Annotated in this window: 24 protein-coding genes and 1 riboswitch; of the genes, 7 read left to right on the plus strand and 17 right to left on the minus strand. The window is 58.6% G+C overall.

Annotated elements, in window-relative coordinates:
- Nucleotides 1-2: 2 nt before the first annotated feature.
- From EDF70_RS14950 to EDF70_RS14960, 3 genes are all read right to left on the minus strand, one after another.
- Entirely contained in the window at nt 3-905 is a 903-nt protein-coding gene (locus EDF70_RS14950) for a carbohydrate ABC transporter permease (protein ID WP_132274851.1), read from the minus strand.
- Between the two features lie 2 nt (nt 906-907).
- Nucleotides 908-1,792: a sugar ABC transporter permease gene (locus EDF70_RS14955; protein WP_132274854.1), complete on the minus strand. Its 885-nt coding sequence runs from the start codon at nt 1,790-1,792 to the stop codon at nt 908-910.
- A 185-nt stretch (nt 1,793-1,977) separates the two neighbouring features.
- Nucleotides 1,978-3,096: a glycoside hydrolase family 88 protein gene (locus tag EDF70_RS14960; RefSeq protein WP_132275859.1), complete on the minus strand. Its 1,119-nt coding sequence runs from the start codon at nt 3,094-3,096 to the stop codon at nt 1,978-1,980.
- A 236-nt stretch (nt 3,097-3,332) separates the two neighbouring features.
- Here EDF70_RS14960 and kdgR point away from each other — a divergent pair, with 236 nt between their 5' ends.
- Nucleotides 3,333-4,121: a DNA-binding transcriptional regulator KdgR gene (kdgR, locus tag EDF70_RS14965; protein ID WP_132274856.1), complete on the plus strand. Its 789-nt coding sequence runs from the start codon at nt 3,333-3,335 to the stop codon at nt 4,119-4,121.
- A 3-nt stretch (nt 4,122-4,124) separates the two neighbouring features.
- Here kdgR and EDF70_RS14970 read toward each other — a convergent pair whose 3' ends face one another.
- From EDF70_RS14970 to EDF70_RS15025, 12 genes are all read right to left on the minus strand, one after another.
- Entirely contained in the window at nt 4,125-4,640 is a 516-nt protein-coding gene (locus EDF70_RS14970; RefSeq protein WP_132274859.1) for a flavin reductase, read from the minus strand.
- Between the two features lie 2 nt (nt 4,641-4,642).
- Nucleotides 4,643-5,239 (minus strand): malonic semialdehyde reductase, encoded by a 597-nt coding sequence (locus tag EDF70_RS14975; RefSeq protein ID WP_132274862.1) that lies wholly within the window; start codon nt 5,237-5,239, stop codon nt 4,643-4,645.
- Between the two features lie 15 nt (nt 5,240-5,254).
- Nucleotides 5,255-6,034: a pyrimidine utilization protein D gene (gene rutD / locus EDF70_RS14980; protein WP_132274864.1), complete on the minus strand. Its 780-nt coding sequence runs from the start codon at nt 6,032-6,034 to the stop codon at nt 5,255-5,257.
- 4 nt (nt 6,035-6,038) lie between these two features.
- Entirely contained in the window at nt 6,039-6,425 is a 387-nt protein-coding gene (gene rutC, locus EDF70_RS14985; RefSeq protein WP_132274866.1) for a pyrimidine utilization protein C, read from the minus strand.
- Between the two features lie 23 nt (nt 6,426-6,448).
- A complete protein-coding gene (gene rutB / locus EDF70_RS14990) occupies nt 6,449-7,183 on the minus strand; it encodes a pyrimidine utilization protein B (protein ID WP_132274868.1) in 735 nt (244 codons plus the stop codon).
- The gene (rutA, locus tag EDF70_RS14995) at nt 7,180-8,271 is read right to left on the minus strand and encodes a pyrimidine utilization protein A (protein ID WP_132274871.1); all 1,092 of its coding nucleotides are present in this window, start codon (nt 8,269-8,271) and stop codon (nt 7,180-7,182) included. The genes rutB and rutA overlap by 4 nt, the downstream gene beginning before the upstream one ends.
- 354 nt (nt 8,272-8,625) lie before the next feature.
- On the minus strand, nt 8,626-9,642 hold the full coding sequence (locus EDF70_RS15000; protein ID WP_132274873.1) for a LacI family DNA-binding transcriptional regulator: 1,017 nt from the start codon (nt 9,640-9,642) through the stop codon (nt 8,626-8,628).
- A 119-nt stretch (nt 9,643-9,761) separates the two neighbouring features.
- Nucleotides 9,762-11,042 carry a D-tagatose-bisphosphate aldolase, class II, non-catalytic subunit gene (locus tag EDF70_RS15005; RefSeq protein WP_132274877.1) on the minus strand — a complete coding sequence of 427 codons (1,281 nt, stop codon included), beginning with the start codon at nt 11,040-11,042 and terminating at the stop codon, nt 9,762-9,764.
- A 1-nt stretch (nt 11,043) separates the two neighbouring features.
- On the minus strand, nt 11,044-11,988 hold the full coding sequence (locus EDF70_RS15010; protein ID WP_132274880.1) for a sugar kinase: 945 nt from the start codon (nt 11,986-11,988) through the stop codon (nt 11,044-11,046).
- Between the two features lie 18 nt (nt 11,989-12,006).
- On the minus strand, nt 12,007-12,969 hold the full coding sequence (locus tag EDF70_RS15015) for an ABC transporter permease (RefSeq protein ID WP_132274883.1): 963 nt from the start codon (nt 12,967-12,969) through the stop codon (nt 12,007-12,009).
- Nucleotides 12,966-14,483 (minus strand): sugar ABC transporter ATP-binding protein, encoded by a 1,518-nt coding sequence (locus tag EDF70_RS15020; protein WP_132274886.1) that lies wholly within the window; start codon nt 14,481-14,483, stop codon nt 12,966-12,968. The genes EDF70_RS15015 and EDF70_RS15020 overlap by 4 nt, the downstream gene beginning before the upstream one ends.
- 199 nt (nt 14,484-14,682) lie before the next feature.
- Nucleotides 14,683-15,576 carry a substrate-binding domain-containing protein gene (locus EDF70_RS15025; protein WP_132274889.1) on the minus strand — a complete coding sequence of 298 codons (894 nt, stop codon included), beginning with the start codon at nt 15,574-15,576 and terminating at the stop codon, nt 14,683-14,685.
- A gap of 244 nt (nt 15,577-15,820) precedes the next feature.
- Nucleotides 15,821-16,041, plus strand: a riboswitch (cobalamin riboswitch).
- A 299-nt stretch (nt 16,042-16,340) separates the two neighbouring features.
- Between EDF70_RS15025 and nrdH the strand changes: the two genes are divergently transcribed.
- The 4 genes from nrdH (at nt 16,341) to nrdF (ending at nt 20,345) form a co-directional block, all read left to right on the plus strand.
- Complete coding sequence (gene nrdH, locus EDF70_RS15030) at nt 16,341-16,562, plus strand: glutaredoxin-like protein NrdH (RefSeq protein ID WP_132274891.1); 222 nt, start codon at nt 16,341-16,343, stop codon at nt 16,560-16,562.
- A gap of 11 nt (nt 16,563-16,573) precedes the next feature.
- On the plus strand, nt 16,574-16,987 hold the full coding sequence (gene nrdI, locus EDF70_RS15035) for a class Ib ribonucleoside-diphosphate reductase assembly flavoprotein NrdI (protein ID WP_132274894.1): 414 nt from the start codon (nt 16,574-16,576) through the stop codon (nt 16,985-16,987).
- A complete protein-coding gene (nrdE, locus tag EDF70_RS15040; RefSeq protein ID WP_207908258.1) occupies nt 16,957-19,119 on the plus strand; it encodes a class 1b ribonucleoside-diphosphate reductase subunit alpha in 2,163 nt (720 codons plus the stop codon). The genes nrdI and nrdE overlap by 31 nt, the downstream gene beginning before the upstream one ends.
- Before the next feature lie 251 nt (nt 19,120-19,370).
- A complete protein-coding gene (gene nrdF / locus EDF70_RS15045; RefSeq protein WP_132274896.1) occupies nt 19,371-20,345 on the plus strand; it encodes a class 1b ribonucleoside-diphosphate reductase subunit beta in 975 nt (324 codons plus the stop codon).
- 91 nt (nt 20,346-20,436) lie between these two features.
- Here the strand turns inward: nrdF and EDF70_RS15050 are convergent, their stop codons facing one another.
- Both EDF70_RS15050 and ftsZ read right to left on the minus strand, forming a co-directional pair.
- Complete coding sequence (locus EDF70_RS15050; RefSeq protein WP_245519176.1) at nt 20,437-21,222, minus strand: cell wall hydrolase; 786 nt, start codon at nt 21,220-21,222, stop codon at nt 20,437-20,439.
- A gap of 296 nt (nt 21,223-21,518) precedes the next feature.
- Nucleotides 21,519-22,487: a cell division protein FtsZ gene (gene ftsZ / locus EDF70_RS15055; RefSeq protein ID WP_132274901.1), complete on the minus strand. Its 969-nt coding sequence runs from the start codon at nt 22,485-22,487 to the stop codon at nt 21,519-21,521.
- 171 nt (nt 22,488-22,658) lie between these two features.
- Between ftsZ and EDF70_RS15060 the strand changes: the two genes are divergently transcribed.
- Together EDF70_RS15060 and EDF70_RS15065 are read left to right on the plus strand one after the other, a co-directional pair.
- Complete coding sequence (locus EDF70_RS15060; RefSeq protein WP_132274904.1) at nt 22,659-23,879, plus strand: MFS transporter; 1,221 nt, start codon at nt 22,659-22,661, stop codon at nt 23,877-23,879.
- Nucleotides 23,880-23,961: 82 nt separating this feature from the next.
- The gene (locus tag EDF70_RS15065; RefSeq protein ID WP_245519177.1) at nt 23,962-24,723 is read left to right on the plus strand and encodes a 2-keto-4-pentenoate hydratase; all 762 of its coding nucleotides are present in this window, start codon (nt 23,962-23,964) and stop codon (nt 24,721-24,723) included.
- Nucleotides 24,724-24,757 lie beyond the last annotated feature (34 nt).

The following is a 24,757-nucleotide window of genomic DNA, read 5'->3' on the forward strand; positions in this document are numbered from 1 at the left end:
GATTACCCTTTCACACCGCCGGCTGAAATGCCTTCGACGAAGTATTTTTGCGCAAGGAAGAACACCACCAGCGAGGGCAGCAGCGTCAGCACCGACATGGCGAGGATGCGGTTCCATTCGAACGCTTCGGCGGTATCGATCGACAGTTTCAGTGCCAGCGAGACGGGAAACTTGTCGACCGAGGACACGTAGATCAGCGGCCCGAGAAAATCGTTCATCGTCCACATGAACTGGAACAGCGCCACCGAGATCATCGCCGGCACCAGCATCGGCACCACGACATAGATCAGCGTCTGAAAGCTGTTGGCGCCATCGACACGCGCCGCCTCCTCCATATCGCGCGGGATGGCGCGCAGGAACTGCAACAGCATGAAGACAAAGAAGGCATCCCCCGCGAAGGCGGAGGGCACCCAGAGCGGCAGATAGGTATCGAGCCAGCCGAGATCGCGAAACAGCAGATATTGCGGGATGCGAGTGACCACATTGGGCAGAAGCAGGGTTGCGATCAGCGAGGCGAACAGGATCTTCTTGCCGGGAAACTCGAAACGGGCAAACCCATAGGCAACGGCCGTGCAGGAGATCACCGTGAAGATCGTTTTTGGCGCGATGATCAGAAACGTGTTCCAGAAGAACCGGCCAAACGTGTAGGGCGTCGAGGTTTCCCAGCCCTTGGCGTAACCATCCATGGTCGGACTTTGCGGCATGAAGCCGGCGCCGGCAAAGATTTCCGAATTGGTCTTGAAGCTGGCGCCGATCAGCCAGATCAGCGGATAAAGCATGATCAGACCGACAATGGTGAGGATCGTGTAACGAATGGCCAGCGACACCGTTTCGCGGCGTTTTTGTACGGCCAGCAGCCGTTCGGCATTTTCGATCGCTTCGGCGTGGAGAATTCCGTCGCTCATGGTCAACTCCTCTTGTCGCCGGCGTAATAGACCCAGTGTTTCGATGACCAGAAGGCGATCAGCGTCAGCACCATGATGACCGCGAACAGCACCCAGGCGATGGCCGAGGCATAGCCCATTTCGAATTTCTTGAAGGCCACCTCGTAGATATAGAGCGGCAGCAGATAGGTGGATTTCAGCGGCCCGCCCTGGGTGATGACGTAAGGCCCGTTGAACTCCTGAAACGCCTGGACCATCTGCATGATCAGGTTGAAGAAGATCACCGGCGTCAAGAGCGGCAGGGTAATGGCGAAAAAGGCGCGCCAGGGCTTCGCCCCATCGATGGCGGCGGCTTCATAGAGCGATTTGTCGATCGATTGCAGCGCCGCCAGAAAGATCACCATGGCCGAACCGAACTGCCACAGGCGCAGAAGCGTGATGGTGAACAGCGCCGTGCCGGGATTGCCAAACCAGTTTACGCTCTCAAAGCCAATGCCGGTGAGCATCATGTTGATGAGGCCGGTATCGGCGAACATATAGCGCCACAGGACAGCGACCGCGATGGAGCCGCCAAGAATGGAGGGCACATAATAAGCGGTGCGGAAAAAGCCGATACCCTTGAGCTTGGAATTGAGGATACCGGCAATGAACAGCGCAAAGGCCAGTTTCAGCGGCACGGTGATCAACACATAGATCATCGTCACGCTGAACGAGCGATTGAATGTGCGATCGCTGGTAAGAATGTCGGTGTAATTTTCCAGCCCGATGTAATTTGCGCCCTGCATCAGCCGGTAATCGGTAAACGACAGGTAGAGCGAGCCGAGAAACGGGATCGCCGTAAAGATCAGCAGGCCCAACAGGTAGGGCAGCACATACCAGAAGCCGAGAAGGCGGCCATCGCCACTCATGCAAAATCCCCTTTCAAGCTGTCCGGCACAGAGGCCGAGCAGCCACCCGAAAAGGCAAGGATGAAGTTCGTTCGAGATTGCGCGGACATGCTTTCCTCCTCCCGGAAAGGACGGCATTTTCGCTCCGGCATCGCGCCGGATCGTTGTGCTGGATCATCAGGAGCCCGGCCGCGCCGGGCCGGTCATCAAATGTAGGAACGCAGGTATTCCGACAGGCAGAGGATCGCCATCGCTTGTCCGTATGGCATCGCCGTCAGCTTGACCTGACGGTAATAATCGAGGTCTGCCCCCATGGCCGTGCCGAAGGAGGTGTTCTGCAGCTCGCCGGCCGCATCAATATGGCCGATGACGCCCTGCACGGCACGATGCGCGACGGGCAGATATTCCGGCCCGAGATAGCGTTTGCGCACGGCCTTCATCAGTCCATAGCCGAAGCCGGCGGCGGCAGAGGATTCCACATAACTTTGCGGATCGTCGATCAGCGTGTGCCACAGGCCCGATGGCGACTGATGTTCGGCCAGCGTTTCCGCCTGACGTTTCAGCGTCGAGATCAGGTGACGGCGAAAGGCATCGCCTTCGGGCAGGTCAAGCAGATCGAGAAATTCCGGGATGGCGATGGTGATCCACGAATTGCCCCGCGCCCAGAGCGCATTGGCAAAATTGTGGTTGCCGTCAAAGGTCCAGCCGTGGAACCACAGGCCGCTCTTACGATCCGCCAGATACTGGGTGTGGATGAGGAACTGGTATTTCGCCTCCTCCACATAATCCGGGCGGTTCAACAGCAGGCCGATCTTGGCGAGCGGCATGACGCTCATCATCAACGTGTCATCCCACATCTGCTGATGATTGACGTTGTTATACACGATGTGCTGGATGCCGCCTTCGCTTGTGCGCGGCATCTCGTGCATCACCCATTCCGCCCAGGTTTCCAGATAGGGCTTCCAGGCCGGATTGGGATTGAGCTCATACAGGCAGGCAAGCGTCAGGAACGGGCAGACGGTATTGACGTTCTTGGTCGGCGTGCCTTCGGAAAGCCGCGCATCGAACCATGAGGTGATGATGTCCAGCACCTGTCTGTCGCCGGTCTGTTGCCAGTAATTGAACAGGCCGTAGAGCCCGATGCCGTGGGTCCATTCCCAACCGGCCCAGCCCTTGGTGTCGATCACGCGCCCGTCTTCCAGCCGCAGCAGGAATTCGCCCGTCCGGTCCTCGATGGAGACCAGATTGTCGGCAAGCCGCCGGATCAGCCCCACCACATCCGCGCGGGGCGCCACATAATCCTTCTGCCGCAACAGCGCATGCATCGTCAAAACTATAACCCTCCCAGGCAGCCGGACCTCCTCGTCCAGCCAAAAAAATCGGAATGCGATTTCATTTTTGAAAAAAACCATACTCAAAAATGAAATGCAATAGGGGTTCGGAATTTATCATACTAAACGCCGTAACGCCCATTTCACCGCTATTTTTCGAATTTCTCCGATGCCTTGACAGCGGGCAAGAAGCTTTTCAGAATAGCATTCCATATTTTTTGGAACGGATGATGTCTGACGCTTCTCGCAACAAACCCGACAATGTCGCTGCCGTGCTGAAGGTTTTTTCGGTGCTGGAAACGCTGGCGGAAGATGGCCGCTCCAGCCTTGCCGACATCGCCCAACATGCGATGACATCGAAAGCCACCACCCACCGGCTGCTGCAGACCATGGTCGATCTCGGTTACGTGGAGCAGGAAGAGGAAACCGACAAATACCGGCTGACGCTGAAACTGTTCGGGCTGGGCGCACGCACGCTGCGCGGCCAGACGCATCTGCTGCAGGTGGCCGACCGGGCCATGGGAACTCTGTCGCGCGAGACAGGCGAAGCCATCAATCTCGGCGTGATGGACGAGCGCGAACAGCGTGTCGCCTATATCCACAAATATGACAGCGCCTATAACCTGTCGATGAATTCGCCGCTGGGCAAACGCAACCCGCTGCACAGCACCTCGCTCGGCAAGGCGCTTCTGGCCTTCCGCGACGAGACGGAAATCGCCGACCGGCTGTCGAAGATGACCTTCGAAAAGATGGCGCCGAAGACGATTACCGACGTTGCGGCGCTGCGCGACCAGTTGAGCCGTATCCGCGAGGATGGTTATTCGGAAGAGGTGGAGGAAAGCGAGGCTGGCGTGCGCTGCATGGCGGTGCCGATCCGCGACCATCTGGGCAAATCGATCGCTGCGATCAGCATCTCGTTTCCGCTGTTCCGTTTCGACCCGGCCCGCAAATCCACCTATGTGCGGATCCTGCTGGAGGCCGGGCAAACGGCTTCAAGAAGCCTCGGCTTCGACGGCTGATCCTCAGACCGCGTGATAACCGCGGTTAAGATAGATCAGCGACTGACCGCCATCGCTCACCTGCGTTTCGAGAACCCGGCAGATGAGAATGTCGTGGCTGTGACCATCGGCCACCGAGGTGATTTCACAATCGAACGATGCCAGTGCGCCATCGAGCGCCAGCCCGCCGCTTGGCAGTTCCGTCCATGAGGCACCGGCAAAACGCTCCTCGACCGGCGTCTTGCCACCGAACAGGCGGCTGAGATCCTGATGGTCGGATGAGAGCACGTTGACGCAGATCGTGCCATTGCCCTTGACCGGCCAATAGGCGCTCGACGTCTTGTTGAGGCAGACGAGAAGTGTCGGCGGATTGTCGGACACACTGCAGACAGCGGTTGCGGCAAAACCGGCTCGACCGGCCGCACCCGATGTGGTGACGATATGCACCGCCGCGCCAAGCTTTGCCATGGCGTTGCGATAATCCTCGCGGCGGGTTTCTTCCGTATTGTCCGGCTCTTTCGACACGGCCTGTCCCTGCATGCTCATTCCCCCAGAATCTGGCAGGCGTCGTCAAAATCGAGACGCGGCAGGCGCGCAAACACTTTTGCGGGATCGCCATGGCCGAGATTGATCAGGAAATTCGACTTCCAAGTCGTGCCGGCAAAGAACTCGTCATCCACCTTCTTCTTGTCGAAACCGGACATCGGACCGGCATCGAGACCAAGAGCGCGGGCAGCGAGGATGAGATAGCCGGCCTGAAGCGTGCCGTTGCGGAAGGCGGTTTCTTCGGCAGCGGCCGGGCTGGAGGTGAACCAGCTGCGTGCATCCGCATGCGGGAAAAGCTGCGGCAGCTTTTCGTAGAATTCGGCATCATAGGCGGCGATCACCGTGACAGGCGCGGCCAGCGTCTTTTCCAGATTGCCGGAGGACAGGGAGGGCTTCAGACGCTCCTTTGCCTGCGGCCCCTTCACGAAGACAAAACGTGCCGGCGAACAATTGGCCGAGGTGGGGCCGAACTTCACCAGATCGTAGAGTTGTTTCAGCGTCTCGTCGGAGACGTCACCCGGCAACCAGCCATTCTGGGAACGCGCGGAGAAAAACAACGCATCAAGCGCCTGCTGGTCGAGAACGTTCGTCATGGGAAATCCTGAAATCTATCGATCATTGAGGAAGGAAAGAACCGCATCGTTGAAACCCTGCGGGTCGACAACGTTTACGGCATGGGCGCCGAAATCGAAAAGGGCAAGCGTGGAATCCGGCAGGGCATCGGCAAGTTGCAGCGAACGGCTATAGGGTACGAGCATATCATCCTTCGTTGCGACCACGAGCGTGGGCGCATTGACACCCTCAAGCCGGCCTTCGATATCGAAAGCCCTTAATGCTGCGATGCGGTGTAAAATATTCTCCTTCCCCTGGAAATGTAAAAGCGCATGCTTTTCTTCTTCCGCCATGCGGGAGGAATTTTCTGCCATCCAGATGGCCGGATAGAGAAACAACGGCTGCGCCTTGACGAAAGCCGGCACGCCGGACTTTTCGAGCAGCTCGATACGCACATCGAAACAACGGCCGGAATGCGGATCAGCCTTGGCCCAGGCATTGACCAGCACCAGCCTGTCGATGACCTCGGGAAAGCGCAACGCCAGGTCGAGCCCGACAAGCCCGCCAAAGGCATGGCCCATGAAACTGAAACTGGTGAGGCCCAGCGCGGCAGCGATTTCCATGACCTCATCGGCCATGTCGCTGATCGCGTAACCTTCGGGGACCTCTCCCGGCGAACGGCCGGTGCCGAAATGGTCATAGGTGACCACCCGGAACCGCGCCTTCAAAGCCTCGATCTGCGGCGCCCAATAGGAGGCACTGCCGCCAAGGCCCGACGACAGGATGATCGTCGGGGCAGAGGCGTCCATCACTCCATGCACATCGAAATGCAGCATTCCGTCATTTCCCGATATGCGCAACGGTTGCGATCTCGACCAACGCATCCGGCTTCACCAGACCGCACTGGACGCAATACCGCGCCGGCTTGTCGCCCGGAAAGTACTCGGCATAAACCGCGTTGACGGCCTGATAATTGGCCCAGTCGGTGATGAAGATGTGGTTCATAGTGATATCCTCCATCGTGCCGCCAGCGGTTTCGATGACCGACTTGATGACTTCCAGCACATGGCGGGTCTGGGCACCGGCATCACCGACATGGACGACATCGTTGTTCTTGTCGAAAGGCAGCGTGCCCGAGACGTAGACCACGCCATCGGCAAGCGTGCCGGGCGAATAGGGAGCGATCGGCTTCTGGGTGCCTTCGGGCACGATAATCGTTTTCGGCATGTTCGTTCTCCTCTTTTTATCTTTCAGGCTTCGCTCGGCGCGGCCTGCGCAATGACGCCGCAGAAATCGTTGACGGTCGCGACCCAGCCGAAGAATTTTTCGACATTGTAGACAGTCGCCTGCTGGATGAAGTCCGGCCCCAGATGATGGGTGGCATCTTCCAGCATCACCCCGAAATATTCGAGGTGAAAGGCATCGCGCAGCGAACTTTCGACGCAGACATTGGTGGCGATGCCGACAAAGACGAGATTGCGGATACCACGGGCGCGCAGCACGCTGTCCATATTGGTGTTGAAGAAACCGCTGTAGCGCGTTTTCGGCACAAGAATGTCACCCGGCTGCGGCTGCAACTCATCGACGATCGCGTAATCCCATGTGCCCTTGGCCAGCAATTGGCCTTGCAGCTCGGGATTGGCGCGCATGTGTTTCAAGGCATTGGACTTGTGCCAGTTGGGCGAACCGGGGCCACCGGCCTCGACATAATCCTTGTCCCAGCCGTTCTGAAAATAGATGACCTGCACGCCGTTGGCGCGCGCCGCATCCAGCGTCTTCTTGATGTTGTCGATCGTGCCCTTGGCACCGGTTATGTCGAAACCGGCGAGATCGACATAACCGCCTTCGGTCGAATAGGCATTCTGCATGTCGACTACGACAACCGCCGTTTCCGATGGCTTCAGCGTGATCGGTTCCGGCCGGGCCGGCAGCGTGACACTTTCCGACCGGCTGACCGGCGCCTGATATCCTGCAACCACGCTCATTCGGCGGCCTCCAGAGCCGGCTTGATATGCTGACGGCTTTTCATCAATGGCTGAACATATTGCCCGAATTTTTCGATGCCCTCGACGAAATCGTCGAAGGTGAGCATGACGCCACCGGTGCCGGGCACTTCCGCCATCTCGTCCAGCATCGCCGCCACTTCCGCATAAGAGCCGATCAGCGTGCCCATGTTGATATTGACCGCGGACACCGGATTGGACATGTGCCGCACATTGGTATCGGCGCCCGACTTGGTATCTGCCGCACTCTGCAGGCCGAGCCACTGGATCGCCTCCTGATCGGCGCCGGCCTTGTAATGTTCCCACTTGGCGAAAGCCGCCTTTGTGGTTTCCTCTGCCAGGATCATCGTCAGCACGAAGGAGCGCACATCGCGCCCGGTCTTTTCCGTTGCCGCCAGAAGCCGCTCATTGGTGGGGGCAAATGCCTTTGGCGTGTTGATGCCGACGCCGAAGCAAAAGCTGTAATCGGCAAACTCGGCGGAAAACGCCATGCCGGCATTCGACGAACCGGCGCAGATCAGCTTCACATCGCCCTCCGGCACCGGCTTCATGTGGCAATCGTCCATCTGGAAATATTTGCCTTTGAAATCGGATGCACCCGAGGCCAGAAGCTCTTTCAGCACGGTCGAATATTCGGCGAGATAGGCGTAACGATCGCCAAAATAATCATCGCCCGGCCACAGACCCATCTGGCTGTATTCCGGCCTCTGCCAGCCGGTGACCAGATTGACGCCGAAACGCCCACCCGAAATGCTGTCGATCGTGGTGGCCATGCGCGCGACGATGGCCGGCGGCATGACCAGCGTCGCCGCCGTGCCGAACAGTTTTATCTTCGAGGTGACGGCGGCAAGGCCCGCCATCAGTGTGAAGGATTCCAGATTGTAGTCCCAGAATTCCGTCTTGCCGCCAAAGCCGCGCAGCTTGATCATCGAAAGCGCGAAATCGAACCCGTATTTTTCCGCCGTCAGCGTGATTTTTTTGTTGAGTTCGAAGGACGGCTTGTATTGCGGCGCGTTTTCGGAAAGCAGCCAGCCATTGTTGCCGATAGGGATAAAAACACCGATTTCCATCTCATGCTCCTCTCGATTGGGCGAATTGCCGATTGCCTGTCAATCAGCAAGTTGCATGCCAGTCCGAAATAGATGTTTTTAAACAATGGGATAAAAAACAGAAACGCAATGCCGGCTTGTCCGAGCGTGAAATATTGACCGTCTGGTAAATATTTTTGAAATTGTGCCCGATTGGTATGCAGACGCAAGCTGATTTTCACGCAAGCGACAATCTCCGTCGCCACGACGGCACCATGGAATTTAGCAATTGCAAAGAGTTACGGCGGCAGATCAACAGCCTAAATGCTGGGCATCGGCCGCCATTTCACCAGCGTCGCGATCAGACTGAAACGCCGGCCAGCGAGAAAACGGCGCTCAGGCCGATTCCCGCAGCATGATTTCGGCATTGAGCAGGATGCGCTGGCTTTCCGCCGAGGCTTCCGCCCCTTCCATCTCAAGATCCAGCTTGCGGAACAGCAGGTCCATCGCCAGACGACCGATCTCGTTGTAGTTCTGGGCAACGGTGGTGATCGGCGGACAGGCGTAACGCGACAGCGGATGGTCGTCATGGCCGGCGATGCGGATATCGCTGGCGGCAGACTGGCCGATCTTCAATCCATGCTGATAGGCCGCCGAAATGGCGCCGAAAGCGACGCGGTCGTTGGCGCAGAGAACCGTCTTGGTCGGGAAACCGCCTGCGTTCAGGAAACGCCGGGTTTCCTCGTAGCCGAAACGCTCGAAATCCCAGCTGCCATCATGGGCAGTTTCCAGAAGGATCGGCTCCATTTTCAGCTGGCGCATCGCTTCGACATAGGCGGTTTCGCGGGTCGCGGCATTGGTATTGACCGGCGGCATACCGAGATAACAGGGCGGCTCGCCGGAGCGGACGAGATAATCGACGATGAGCTGAAAGCTCTGACGGTTGTTGGTGCCGACAAACGGCGAGGTTTCGTCCAGTGGTGAGTCCACATAAACCAGCGCGATGGATTCCCCGAGCGCCTTCAGCGTTTCGTGCTGCGACTGCACGCCAAGCGGTGCTATGATGGCGCCGGCGACGTTCATCGATTTCAGCGTTTCGATGGCGCGTGCCTCGATTTCGGCATTGCCATCCGACGACAGAACGAAAGCGAGAAAACCGGCGGCATTGGCGATCAGTTCAACGCGGCGTGTCAGCGCCATATAAAACGGATCGGTCGAATTCGGGATGATGATGCCGATGATGTTGCTGCGCCGACGGTTGAGGTTGACGGCAAACATGTTTGGCCGAAAGCCGCTTTCTTTCAGCGCAACCTCGATCAGCCCGCGGGTTTTCGGCCGGACCGAATTCGGGTCGTTAAAATATTTGGACACGGTCGGGCGGGACAATCCGACAAACTCGGAAAAGTCCTCCATCGTTTTGATGGCCCCACTGATGGGTTTCTCTGACAATGACGTCCCACCCGATTTACTAATCGATTGAAATTATGGACACAGTTCAATCAAAACTTCTGAGTCCGTGCAAGCCGCGCCAATCAGGCGCGGCAGGCTTCGAAATAATCTTCCAGCACGCGATCGACGGCGGCAAGAGCCAGTGCGCGCGCATTCGGCTGAACCTTGCCGTCACGCACCGACACATAGGCACCGGTGAGATACTGGCTGATCAGCGTTTCGGGAATTTCCACGCCATCCAGAAGCTCGAACAGCGCCTTTACAGCGGCATCGATTTCCGGCTGCGGCCAGTAGTAGCGAATGCGGTCGCTATAGCTGAAATGGCGCTGGATATGCTTTTCGGCGTCCGAACCGTGGTAATATTTGTCCCAGTTTTTTGGATCCGCCGTCAGCACGCGTTCGACGGTGGCGATCAGCATTTCCGAGCGCTTGCCGGGGAACAGGAACTCGGCAATCTGGTCGAGACCGTAAAAGGCTTCGCGCAGCGCAAAGGTGAGGCCGGGGCCGACCTTCAGGATGGCAAAACCATCCATCACCAGCTGGCGCAACATTTCGCGGGTCTGGTAATCGGTGGAATGCGCTTCAAAGACCATGCCCGGCATGTCGAACAAGGTAGCACTCAGCGCCTTGGCCTTTGCCGGGACGTAAGGGATGACGTTCTCGTTGCCATATTCGACGCCCGGCTGAACGACGGCGCCGACAACGCGCGAAAATGCATCCGATACGCCGGCAGCTTCGAATGCCTTGGCGTGCACGGCAATGGTTTCGCGCGCAGATTCCGGCTTGGTCACTTCGAGTTCGTCCAGCTCTTCCATCGCGCCGCCGGGGATCGGCACTTCGGTGCCGACGATATAGACCGGCTTGATACCATCAGACCCCGTCAGCGCAGCTTCGGCAACGGCGGCAAGGCGCGCGGCACGCTCGGCGGTCAGTGCGTCCGGAAGCGCGACCGGCTCACCGGCGCAGCCCATGCTGGTATCGAGATGCAATTTTGTGAAACCGGCCAGAGCAAAGGCTTCGATCATCACGCAGGCTTTTGCCATCGCCTCATCGGCGGGCAGGTTCTTCCAAGGATTGGGGCCAAGGTGGTCACCACCGAGGATCAGCTTTTCGATCGGGAAACCGACCTTTTTGGCGATCTCTTCCGCGAAGGCGCGAAAATCGGCCGGCGTCATGCCGGTATAACCGCCATCCTGATTGACCTGATTGCAGGTAGCTTCAACAAGCAGATGCGCATCCTGCTTGAGCGCATGCAGCATGGAAGCCTCGATGACCAGCGGATGTGCCGAGCAGATCGACGGAATGCCCTTGACGCCCGAGCCGTTCTGCCAGTTGGCGATGTCGGTGAGATAGCTCTTTTGCATGTCAGGCATTTCCTTGCGCTTGAATGAGTGCGTCGAGTTCGGCGCGGGTAGAGGCCCCTTCCATCGGGCCGGCCTTGGTGACGGCACGCGCACCGGAGGCATTGGCGTATCGCAGCACTTCGGCCGGATGCATGCCCTTCAGCCAGAAGGTGACGAAGGTGGCACCAAAACAATCACCGGCGCCGGTCGGATCGATTTCCTCGACCTTGTAGCTGGGAAGATCGATCTGGGTGTCCTTGTCGTAATAGCTGGCGCCCTTGTCACCGCGCTTGACGACGATGGCCTTGATGCCCTTGGCAAGCAGCTCGACGACGGCTTCCTTCTCAGTCTTTGCCTGCGCGAACAGGAACAGCTCCTCGCCGCTCGGCATGAACAGATCGGTCTTGGAAAGCACCGTCTGCAACGCTTCGCGCATGCCGGGGCTGTCGAGAATTTCAGGACGCAGGTTGGGGTCGAAGGAAACGGTGCCGCCAGCGGCCTTGATGCGTTCGACGGCGGTCAGGATGCTGGTGACGACGCTCGGTGCGTACAGAGCCGTGCCCATGACATGCATATGCGTGCAGGTGTCGATAAGGGCCAGCGTCTTGTCCGACAGTTCGATCTCACCGCAGGCGCTGTTGCGGATGTTGAAGACAAAATTGCGGCCACCGTCCTCGCGGTAACGCACGAAAGCGCTGCCGGTGGTGCCGAGCGGCAGGACCTCGATGCCCGAGACATCGACACCATCTTCCGTCAGGCGGTTGATGTTGACCCAGCCAAAGTCGTCTTCGCCGACGCGCGAGATGATCGCGCATTCCTGGCCGAGCTTGCCGACCTGATCGATGAAGATCGCCGGTGCGCCCGACGGAAACGGGCCGATCAGCGGCACGGCTTCACGAAAACCGTTGCCGCGATTGGTGGCGACGATTTCGACCAGAATTTCGCCGATGGTGAGAATTTTCGACATTGGTATCTGCTCTAATGATTACTGCTTGGCGCGCTTCGACCGCACGTCGAGATAGACGGCGATGAGAATGACGAGGCCCTTGACGATGAGCTGGTAGAAGTAAGGCACCGACAGCATGTTCATCCCGTTGTTGAGGACGCCGATGATAAGCGCGCCGATCAGCGTGCCGATCATGGTGCCGACGCCGCCGGCAAGGCTGGTGCCGCCGAGAACGGCTGCCGCGATGGCATCGAGTTCATAGCTCATGCCGGCATTTGTCTGGGCCGAGAAGAGGCGCGAGGAGAGCAACACGCCGCTGATCGCCGCCATCACGCCGGAGATCATGAAGATGATGATCTTCAGGCGATCGACCTTGATGCCGGAATAAAGCGCTGCCTCGCGGTTGCCGCCGGTCAGATAGGCGCGACGGCCGAATTTGGTCTTGCTCAAGAGAATGTGGTTGAACAGGAACAGCACAGCAACGACCCAGATGACGATCGGGATGCCGATAAAGCTCTGGGTGCCGATGGCGGTCCAGCTCGGTTCCATGATCATGGCCGGCGCACCATTGGTCGGAAGGCTGACCATGCCGCGATAGATGCCCATGGTCGCCACCGTGACGATAAAGGACGGCAGCAGGAATTTCGCCGTCAGCACGCCGTTGGCGAGGCCGAGCAGCGCACCTGCCGCAATCGTCAGGATCAGCGCCGGCACAAAACTCATGCCAAAAGCGAAACATTGCGCGCCGACCATGCCGGCCACCGCGATGATCGAGCCGATCGACAGGTCGATTTCACCGAGCAGGATGACCCAGGTCATGCCGAAGGCGGCAATGGCGATGACCGACACCTGCTGCAGGATGTTCAGAAAATTCGCCACCGACATGAAACGACCGTTGGTGACGGAAAAAATCACGCACAGAACGATCAGCGATAAAAAGATACCGCCATACTGTTTCATGACCTGTTTGAAGGCGGCGCTGGCTGCGCTCTTGTCACTCATGATGCATATCCCGTGGCAAAGTGCATGATCTTTTCCGGTGTCATCTGGTCAGGGTCGGCGATTGCCGTGACCTTGCCCTCGCTCATTACGACGACGCGGTCACTCATGCCTATGACTTCCGGAAGTTCGGAGGACACGAGCAGGATTGCCGTGCCTTCCGCCGCCAGCTGGCGGATGATCTTGTAGATTTCGAATTTGGCGCCGACATCGACGCCGCGTGTGGGCTCATCGAGGATGAGGATCTTTGGTTTGGTCAAAAGCCATTTGGCCAGCACGATCTTCTGCTGGTTGCCGCCCGAAAGAGAGCCGGCAATGGTATCGAGCGAGGCCGTCTTGATAGCGAGGCGTGCGACTTCGGCATTGGCAGCTTCCCGCTCGCGACGGCGTTTCAGGAAACCGAAGGCGCTGGAAAAGCCGTTCAGCGCCACCATCGAGATATTGCTCTCGACGCTGTGGCTCAAGACGAGGCCTTCTTCCTTGCGGTTTTCGGTGACGAAACCGATACGGCGCTCGATGGCCTCTACCGGCGAAGTGATTTTCACCGGTACGCCATCGATGGCAACGGTGCCGGCGGAGGCCTTGGCCATGCCGAACAGCGTATTCATGACCTCCGAGCGGCCGGAGCCGATCAGGCCGAAAAAGCCCAGAATTTCGCCTGGACGCACATCGAAGGAAACGTTTTCGAATTCTTCGACGCGCGACAAACCATTGACGGCGAGAACCGGCTTTTCGGTGAGTGCCGGAGCGGCCACATCACGCGGCGGATAGATTTCGTTCATGTCGCGGCCGACCATCAGCGCGATCAGCTCGGCGATCGTCACCTCTGTCTTGTCGCGGGTGGTGATATAACTGCCGTCGCGCACGACGGTAATGTCGTCGCTCAGCCGCATGATCTCTTCCATGCGGTGCGAAATGTAGATGATGGCGACGCCCTTGGCTTTCAGGCGGCCAATGATCTGAAACAGGATTTCGGCTTCACTGTCGCTGAGCGAGGAGGTCGGTTCGTCGAGGATGACGACCTTGGCTTCGATGCTCAAACCCTTGGCGATTTCCACCAGCTGACGCTGGGCAATCGACAAATCACCGACCTGATCACTGACCGAAACCGGCAGGCCGAGTTCCTTCACCAGTTCGGCCGCCTTGCGCACCAAAACCTTGTCGTTGATGAAACCGGCCCTGGAGGGCTCGCGGGTTGCCAGGATGTTTTCCGCAACGGTCATGTTGTTGCAGAGGCTGAGTTCCTGAAAAACGATGGTCAGGCCGGCCTTGGCGGCATCCTGCGGATTGGTCGGCGCATAAGGCTGGCCATCGAGCACGATCGAACCCGTCGTTGGCTGATAAACGCCCGCGAGAATCTTCATCAGCGTCGACTTGCCGGCACCGTTTTCGCCGAGAATGGTGTGTACGCGGCCCGGCTTCACCGTAAGCTGCATGTTCTTCAGCGCCTTCACGGCCCCGAATTCCTTGGACATGTCCTTGATCTCAAGGATCACCTTGTCGCCTGAGGTTTCCATGGCGTCACCTTTCAACGAGCGCTTCACACCACCACTGCGGTGAAAGCTGCTCCTTATTCCTGATCATGCAGATGGTGCGCCGCATCGGGCGGCTTCGAACAATCCGCAGATTTCCGGTGGCCCGCCTGGGGGAGCGGACCACCGAAGGAGGCAGTCTCAAAGCAGAGACGGCCTCATGCGCAGAGCGTCTTGGGAGGACTTACTGCTTCTTGGTGTAGACGCCGGGAACGATCGGCTGCTCGGCCGGCACTTCCTCGCCCGCCTGCAGCTTGATCGCGGTCTCGACGGCAAGCTTGCCCATCTGGTCCGGGAACTGCTGGATGACGCCGACGAAGTCCGGATCGGCATCGACTGCCTTGATGGCTTCCGGCATGCCATCGAAACCGATGACCTTGACCTTGCCGGTCAGGCCCGAAGACTTGACGGCAACGGCTGCGGCGAGAGCGGCATCGTCACCGAAACCAAAAATGCCACCGATGTCCGGGTTAGCCTGCAGCATGTTCTGGGCAACGGCCAGTGCTTCGGCGCGGGTAATGCCGGTCTGGATCGACACGATCTTGATGTCCGGGTGCTTGGCAATGGCTTCCTTGAAGCCGTTGACGCGGTTCACCACCGACTGCACCAGCGGGTAGTCGATGATTGCGACTTCGCCCTTGCCGCCAAGCTGTTCGGCCATCAGTTCACCGGCCTTGACGCCACCGGCATAGTTGTCGGTGCCGATATAGGAGGCAACCTTGGCGCCTTCGACCGGTACGTCGACGGTGATAACCTTGATGCCGGCAGCTTCGGCGCGGGCAACGGCTGCAAGTGCGCCCTTGCTGTCGACCGGCGACATGATGATGACGTCGACGCCCTTGACGATGAAGTCTTCAATGTCGGCGAGCTGCTTGTTCAGGTCCTGATTGGCGATCGAGATTTCGACCGACACGTTCTTGGCCTTGGCTTCAGCGGTGATCGCCTTGGCGAGCTCGTTATAGAATGGGTGCTGCTGCGTGAGCAGCGATGCGCCGATGCCTTCGGCATGGGCGGCAGCGGCGGCAAACGTCAGGCTTGCGGAAACCAGCAGCGTCTTTGCGAAATTCTTGAGGGTCATGTTTATTCCTCCCCGTCCTTGAGGCCTTAAAAGCACACATCCAGCCGGCGGGCCTCCTCTTGCCGGCGGATTTTTCATCATATGTCCTAAATTTTACGCGCGTCAATATTTTTGAATTCGTACGTAAATAAATTTACGTGAAAAAGTTTCTGTGACCGTGATCTTATACGGCAAGGCCGCTCGTTTTCCCCAGCCTTGATCGGGCCGAAACAACATAGTCGTTGACGGAATTTTCACCTCGTCTACTATATCTAGTGTTCAAGGTTCTTCCGATTCGCATCGGAAGCTAAGACGGGAATACGGTGCGTGAAACCCATGACGGGCGCCACAATGCCGAAGCTGCCCCCGCAACTGTAAGCGGCGAGCATCCGATCGATCAGGCCACTGACGCCAAAAGCGTTGGGAAGGCGGAACGGATGCCGTGACCCGCAAGCCAGGAGACCTGCCTTGTACGAAACGTCCACGGGCGGGGTGTCCGGAAGGTCGCGTATATGTGCGGGATGATCCTGCGCATGCGCTTCCCCGAATGTCCCGTATGAAATGCTTCGGGGTGAAGTCTTATGTTCTTGAGTTTCGATAAGCATCGATATGTCGACCAGCAAGCCGATGTCGGCCTGCTGATTTCATGTTGCGCGCAGTGGCAATGATGGACGTTTAACGTCCGGCCACGTCAGCGACGACCTTCATACCCAATATTCTTTTGCCCGGACATCGGCGGATGTCCGACCGCTTTTGCACGCCTATTCCACACGAGGGGACCGACAATGACCATCACCGTTTACAGTAAACCCGCCTGCGTCCAGTGCACCGCGACCACCCGCGCCCTCGACCGTCAGGGCATCGACTACACTATCATCGACGTGTCCGCCGATGCCGAGGCTTATGACCTCGTGCAGGGTCTCGGTTACCGACAGGTGCCCGTCGTGATTGCCGGCGAGCAGCATTGGGCAGGTTTTCGCCCTGACATGATCAGCGCCCTCGCCTGACCATCATCGCGATGGGTGAGGTCGTTTATTTCTCCACGAAATCGGAAAGCACCCACCGTTTCGTGGAAAAGCTGGGCATGAACGCTCGGCGCATTCCGATCAGCAGCGATGAGGCGCTTTGCGCGCCCAACCCGTTCGTCCTGATCGTTCCGACCTATGGCGGCGGCGAAAACAAGGGCGCCGTTCCCAAACAGGTGATCCGCTTCCTCAACGATGCGGACAACAGATCCAACATCCGCGGCGTGATTGCCGCGGGCAACACCAATTTCGGCGCAGCCTACTGCATCGCCGGGGACATCATTTCCGCCAAGTGCCAGGTGCCTTTTCTCTACAAGTTCGAGCTTCTGGGCACGCAGGAAGATGTCGACAACGTCAGACACGGATTGGAACGATTTTGGACGCGACAAACTTCGAAAAGCCAGTGAATGCGGTAAAGCCGGCCGAAGCCGCGCTCGATTACCACGCCCTCAACGCCATGCTGAACCTTTATGACGGTGAGGGAAAGATCCAGCTCGACCGCGACCGGCAGGCCGCAAAACAGTATTTCCTCCAGCATGTGAACCAGAACACGGTGTTCTTTCATAACCTGCGGGAAAAACTCGATTATCTGGTGACCGAAAGCTATTACGAGCAGGAGGTGCTGGACCAGTATGCGTTCAATTTCGTGCGCGACCTGTTCGACCACGCATATGACAAGAAATTCCGGTTCCCGACCTTTCTCGGCGCCTTCAAATATTACACCAGCTACACGCTGAAGACCTTTGACGGAAAGCGTTATCTCGAGCGTTACGAGGACCGCGTTTGCATGGTGGCGCTGGCGCTGGCGCGCGGCGATGAAAAGCTTGCCCGCGATCTCGTCGACGAGATCATTTCCGGCCGCTTCCAGCCGGCGACGCCGACCTTCCTCAATGCCGGCAAAAAGCAGCGCGGCGAACTCGTCTCCTGCTTCCTGCTGCGCGTCGAGGACAATATGGAAAGCATCGGCCGCTCGATCAATTCGGCGCTGCAGCTTTCCAAGCGCGGCGGCGGTGTGGCGCTGTCGCTCACCAATCTTCGTGAAATGGGCGCACCGATCAAGCAGATCGAGAACCAGTCCTCCGGCGTCATTCCGGTGATGAAACTGCTGGAAGACTCGTTCTCCTACGCCAACCAGCTTGGCGCGCGGCAGGGCGCGGGTGCGGTTTACCTGCATGCCCACCACCCGGACATTATGCGTTTTCTCGACACCAAGCGCGAAAATGCCGATGAAAAGATCCGCATCAAGACGCTGTCGCTCGGCGTCGTCATTCCCGACATCACCTTCGAACTCGCCCGCAACAACGAGGACATGTATCTTTTCTCACCGCATGACGTGGAGCGTGTTTATGGCGTGCCGTTCACCGAAATCTCGGTGACGGAAAAATATCAGGAAATGGTCGAGGACGGCCGTATCCGCAAGAAGAAGATCAAGGCGCGCGAGTTCTTCCAGGTGATCGCCGAGATCCAGTTCGAAAGCGGTTATCCCTACATCATGTTCGAGGACACGGTGAACCGCGCCAACCCGATCGCCGGCCGCATCACCATGAGCAATCTCTGCTCGGAAATCCTGCAGGTCAGCGATGCGAGCGAATTCAACGACGACCTCTCCTACGCGAAGATGGGCAAGGACATTTCCTGCAATCTCGGCTCGCTCAACATCGCCGCCGCCATGGACTCAACCGATTTCGGCCAGACGATCGAAACCTCGATCCGGGCGCTGACGGCCGTGTCCGAGATGAGCAACATCACCTCGGTTCCCTCGATCGCTCAAGGCAACGAAGACAGCCACGCGATCGGCCTCGGCCAGATGAACCTGCACGGTTATCTCGCCCGCGAGCGGATTTTCTACGGCTCGGAAGAGGGTGTCGATTTCACCAATATCTATTTCTACACGGTTGCCTATCACGCCGTGCGCGCCTCCAACCGGCTGGCGGTCGAAAAGGGCAGAAGCTTCAAGGGTTTCGAAAACTCGAAATACGCGTCTGGCGAATATTTCGACAAATACACCGAACAGGAATGGCTACCGGCGACACAGCGCGTGGCCGAACTATTCGAGACCGCGGGCATTCATATCCCGACTCAGGACGATTGGCGGCAGTTGAAGGCCGAGGTCATGGCAGGCGGGCTTTATAACCAGAACCTGCAGGCCGTGCCGCCGACCGGCTCGATCTCCTACATCAACCACTCGACCTCCTCGATCCACCCGATCGTTTCCAAGATCGAGATCCGCAAGGAGGGCAAGATCGGCCGCGTCTATTATCCGGCCGCCTTCATGACCAATGACAATGTCGAGTATTATCAGGATGCCTACGAGATCGGCCCTGAAAAGATCATCGACACATATGCGGCGGCGACCCAGCATGTCGATCAGGGCCTGTCGCTGACGCTGTTCTTCCGCGATACCGCCACGACCCGCGACATCAACCGCGCGCAGATCTATGCGTGGAAGAAGGGCATCAAGACCATCTACTACATCCGCCTTCGCCAGATGGCGCTGACCGGCACGGAAGTGCAGGGCTGCGTATCGTGTGCGCTGTGATTGCCTGAGCAAAGCCCCTCACTTGCGATTTCTAACACTTAAGCAAGCTTAAGATGTTGAAATCGCTTTCTCTCCCGCAAGGGGAGAGAGACCGGAGCCGCGATCTCGAGCCTCTCCCTCTCCCCTTGCGGGAGAGGATACAAAATCATGATCTTAGCAAAGCTAAGTCATAGATTTTGTTGGTGAGGGGCTTTGATACGGCAGGCGGATGAGGGGCAACCCAAAGCCATTTCCTTCAAGGACCAACCACCATGAACATCGCCGTCAAGCCCGCCGCCGCCATTCGCGCCATCAACTGGAACCGCATCGAGGACGATAAGGATCTTGATGTCTGGAACCGGCTGACCAGCAATTTCTGGCTGCCGGAAAAGGTGCCGCTTTCCAACGACATCCCCTCCTGGGCAGCACTCAAGACCAATGAACAGCAGCTCACCATCCGCGTCTTCACCGGTCTCACCCTGCTCGACACGATCCAGAATGGCGTCGGTTCGGTACGCCTGATGGAGGATGCCGTGACCCCGCACGAAGAGGCGGTACTCTCCAACGTCTCCTTCATGGAGGCCGTGCATGCGCGCTCCTATTCCTCGATCTTTTCGACCCTGTGCTCGACGCCGGACGTCGACGACGCCTATCGCTGGTCGGAGGAAAACGAGTTTCTGCAGCGCAAATCGGCGCTGATCATGCAGCAGTATGACAGCGGCGATCCGCTGAAAAAGAAGATCGCTTCGGTCTTCCTCGAAAGCTTTCTGTTCTATTCCGGCTTCTATCTGCCGATGTACTGGTCAAGCCGGGCGCGGCTGACCAATACCGCCGACCTGATCCGCCTGATCATCCGCGACGAGGCGGTTCATGGTTATTACATCGGCTACAAGTTCCAGCGCGCCGTGGAACTTCTGCCGGAAGCAAAACGTCAGGAGATCAAGGATTTTGCCTTCGATCTGCTGCTGGAACTTTACGACAATGAAGCGAAATATACAGAAGCGCTTTACGACGACGTCGGCCTGACCGAGGACGTCAAAAAATTCCTGCACTACAATGCCAACAAGGCGCTGATGAACCTCGGTTACGAGGCGCTGTTCCCGGCCGACGCCTGCAAGGTCAATCCGGCGATCCTCTCGGCCCTGTCACCCAATGCCGACGAGAACCACGACTTCTTTTCCGGCTCCGGCTCTTCCTATGTCATCGGCAAGGCCGTGGCCACCGAGGACGAAGACTGGAATTTCTGAAGAAAGTCGAAGCAAAGGCTAAGCCTTGCCGGCAAGGTGGTCACTCCACGTTGCCGGCTTTCGGCCGTCGAGTGTGGAGCAGACGTGCCGGTCAGCGATAGAGGGATCGCTGCGCCATCAACTGCCGAACCAGCGCCGCCTGCTGGCTGCCTGCGATCGGCTTTGGCTGCGGCACGGGCACCAACATCGGCGCGGGTTCGAAACTGACCTCCATCGCCTGCGGAACGGGAACCGCCTGAGTGGCCGTGTTCTGCGGCAGCGCGTCTTCCTGCGCGCCCACCTGCGGCGCTGCCGGGCCTTTTGTCAGATCATTCAGTGCCAGTTGCGGTGCAGATGTCTCCTGCTGCGCCATGGCGAGCATGTAGCTTCCGGCCGGCAGCGGCTCAGGTGTCTGCAATTCGCCGTCACGCCCGCGCTTCTCATAGAAGGCATTACCGCCGGCGACAGCAACATAGCTCATGTTCTTGTAAGGGAACTTCAGGCCGTTCGTGTGGAAGAACATCGCGTCCTTCACATCCGGGTGGCGTTCGCCCTTCAGGATGGCTTCGCTTGCACCTTCCAGATCCGGTGCCGTCGCTTCATCCATGATTCGCGTCATCACGCCCGGTGCGAACTGATTCTTCTGGGCAACGACATCACAGATCGTGTCCGGATAAGCGCCCGATGTCAGCCGGTTCATGACAACGGTGCCGACTGCCATGAAACCGTTACGGCTGGTGCGTTTCGATTCGAAATACATGGCGCGCTTCAGGCATTCACGGTCCCTGGAGGTATAGTGATAAACCTGCTTGGCGGGCGTTGGCGCGGCCTTTTTGGTCTCGACGGCGGGGGCTTCGATCTTCGTCGTGTTGCAGCCGGAAAGCATGGCTGCAGACATGATCAACACAGTTGCCCACAAAGAACCGCGGAAACTTTTCATAGGCATGCCATCATCAAAAATTTCAGAAAAATGATTTGTGTGAAAACGGATACCTGCAATTTTAATTTACCTCAAGCGTTTTGAGGATTTTTTGTCACGGCTGAGAATTTTATGCCTATCTCAGGGTAAACGACACAGGCAAAAACACCCTCCTTTTCCCTTAACCTCACTGTCCTTCGAGACGCGAATGACAAAAAAACGGCGGCACGATCCTATCGCACCGCCGTCGTTTTTCATGACCGAAACGGATGGTCTCAGGCGAGGCCGCCCTCAAGGCCGGTGGCCACCACCGACACCCGGAAAAGACCATCAAGATTGCGGTCGAAGATTGCGCCGACGACGATATCGGCCTCTGCCTGCACTTCGTCGCGAATGCGGCTTGCCGCTTCATCGACTTCAAACAGCGTCATGTCCGAACCGCCGGAAATCGAGATCAGCACGCCACGCGCGCCCTTCATCGAGATATCATCGAGCAGCGGGTTGGCGATTGCGGCCTCGGCGGCGGCCAATGCGCGGCCTTCGCCGGATGCTTCGCCCGTGCCCATCATCGCACGGCCCATGCCCTTCATCACCGATTTCACATCGGCGAAATCGAGGTTGATCAGGCCTTCCTTGACGATCAGGTCGGTGATGCAGCCGACGCCGGAAAACAGCACGCGGTCTGCGGTCATGAAGGCATCGGCAAAGCTGGTATTGGCATTGGCGATGCGGAACAGGTTCTGGTTGGGAATGACGATGACCGTATCGGCAGCCTGACGCAGCGCCTCGATACCGGCATCCGCCGTCTTCATGCGGCGATTGCCTTCGAAGGTGAACGGCTTGGTGACCACACCGACGGTCAGAATGCCGGCGGAACGGGCCGCATGCGCGATGACCGGGGCTGCACCCGTGCCGGTGCCGCCGCCCATGCCGGCGGTGACGAAACACATATGCGAGCCTGCGAGATGATCCATGATCTCGTCGATCGATTCTTCGGCAGCCGCACGGCCGACATCCGGCAGCGAACCCGCGCCGAGGCCTTCGGTGATCTGCGCACCGAGCTGGATGCGGCGCGACGCCTTGGAGGTTGCCAGAACCTGCGCATCGGTATTGGCGGCGATGAACTCGACGCCGCTCAGGTTTTCACTGATCATGTTGTTGATGGCATTGCCACCACCACCGCCGACGCCGACGACCGAGATATGCGGCCGCAGGCCCGTAATGCCGCTCTTTGCGTCCGTCATAATATTCTCCTTCGGCGCGCTTGGTTGTGCTGCCTTCCTTGGCAGCGAATCGGAGCGCAAATTAGACGGCTCGAATGCCTTAAGCCAGATAAAAGCGGAAGCCGGCAAATATCGGCGGAACCGGACGCCCCCTGCCCCGTTAAAGCGCACCTCGCCACCGGAATTCTTGGCATGACCACCACAGCCAGCCCCGCCAGCCGCTCCATCATCGCTCTCGCTTTCCTCAATTTCTTTCTGGCAGACGCCCGCGACGGGCTTGGGCCCTTTCTCGATGGATTTCTCGCCACGCGCGGCTGGTCGCCGATGACGCTCGGCATGGTCGCGACCCTTGGCGGCGTGCTGGGCATGATCGCCACGCCGCTGTTCGGCGCCTGGGTGGACAGTTCACGCCACAAACGCATGCTGATCGTCATCCCCGTCGTGCTGGTCACCGCTGCGGCCCTCTGGACGCTGGCGGCACCCGGCAATCTTTCGGTTTTCGGAGGGCAATCGGCGACAGCCATCGTCGGTGCCATCATCGGCCCGGCGCTGATGGGCCTGACGCTCGGGCTGGTCGGCGAAAAACGTTTTACCCGGCAGGTCTCCGCCAACGAGTTCTGGAACCATGCCGGCAATGTCGCCTCGCTGGCGGCGATCTATGCGGCCACCGTGATGTTCGGCATGAACGGCATCATCGGCCTGATGATATTGACCGCGCTGGCGACGCTGGTCGCCGTGTTCATGATCGACCCGGATGCGATCGATCACAAGGCGGCACGGGGTCTTGAAAATGACGATGGCGCGCCTGGCCCTTCCGGCCTGTCGGTGGTGTTTGCCAGCCGCGGCCTCATCCTGCTGGCCATTACGCTGATGATCTTCCATTTCGGCAATGCACCGATCAGCCGCCTCATCGCCCAGGATTTTTCCGTCCAGCTCGGTACGCCTTTTCGCACCACGGCCATCACCACCGGCGTGGCACAGTTGTCCATGATTGCGGTGGCGCTGGCGACGCCCTTTCTCATTCGCCGCTTCGGCCTGTCCTTCGTCTTTATCGTGGCACTTTCCGCGCTGCCGATCCGGGGCGCGATTGCCGGCACGTTCACCAGTTTCGACTGGATTTTTCCGGTGCAGGTGCTCGACGGTGTGGGCGCCGGTTTGATCGGCATCGCCACGCCGCTTGCGGTTGAACGCATCATGGCGGGGACAGGCCGTTTTAATGTCGGGCTGGCATCGGTGATGACCATTCAGGGGATTGGCGCCTCGACGAGCAATATCGCTGCCGGCTGGCTGACCGACCTTGGCGGTTACAGCCTTGCCTATTGGGTGCATGGCGGCGTTGCGGCGCTGGCGATCGCCACTTTCGTCATCGGGAGGAAAGTGATCGTGCCGCCGGATACGCGCGTTGCCGCCTGATGGGCGTACCGCCTCCGGCTCAAACAGCCTTTACCTCGGCGGCAAGCTCCGCAATCATGGCGCCCGTAATGGGAGTGCTTTGATGACGAAAGAACAGATGACCGAAACCACCGCAAATGCCGTGATCAGCGAACTCGAACGGCTGCGCAAAAGCGGCGAACGGGTTGCCACCAGCCATTTCTCCAACCTTCCCGACATGTCGCAGGCGACGGATCTGCAGGGACGGCTGACGCTCGAGGGGTCGACAGAGACGGCGTGGAAGGTCGCGCGTTCGCCGGACGGCGTGCCGGTCGTCGCCCGCCTTCATCCGCTGATCGAAAAAAGCGCCGGCGCCAACCTGCCATGGCGGACCGATACGCTGCTGGAAATCGAAATCGCAGTGCGGCTCGGCAAGGATCTGCCAGTCAGCGGCGCGCCATACCAGCGAAGCGATATTCTCGATGCCATCGGCACGGTTTACCTCGGTGCCGAAATGGTGTGGACTGTGCTTCTCGAAGCCGGAAAGGTGTCGTTCCCACTCTATCTGGTCGATCGTCTCGGCAATGACGGTTATGTGCTCGGCCCGGAACTGGGGCGTGAATTTCTCGATGCTTCGAACACGCCGGCTCTGTCGATCCGCTCGGGTTCCGCGTCGATCTTCGATGCGCCGGCAAAACACGCGACCGGCGATGTACTCTCCTGGCTTCTCGATTACGCCAATCTGGCGGATCGACCGGAAACATCGCTCAAGGCCGGCACCTTGATCACAACCGGCACGCTGTGCGGCGCAATTCCGCTGAAGGAAGGCGGCCAGTTCGATATCGAGCTTGCGGGCGCACCGGCCTTCAGCTTTTCGCTGACCTGACTCCGAAAATATAACCGGGCAGGTGTCAGCACCT

It is taken from the genome of Neorhizobium sp. JUb45, assembly GCF_004343585.1.
In the GTDB taxonomy this organism is placed as follows: Bacteria; Pseudomonadota; Alphaproteobacteria; order Rhizobiales; family Rhizobiaceae; genus Neorhizobium.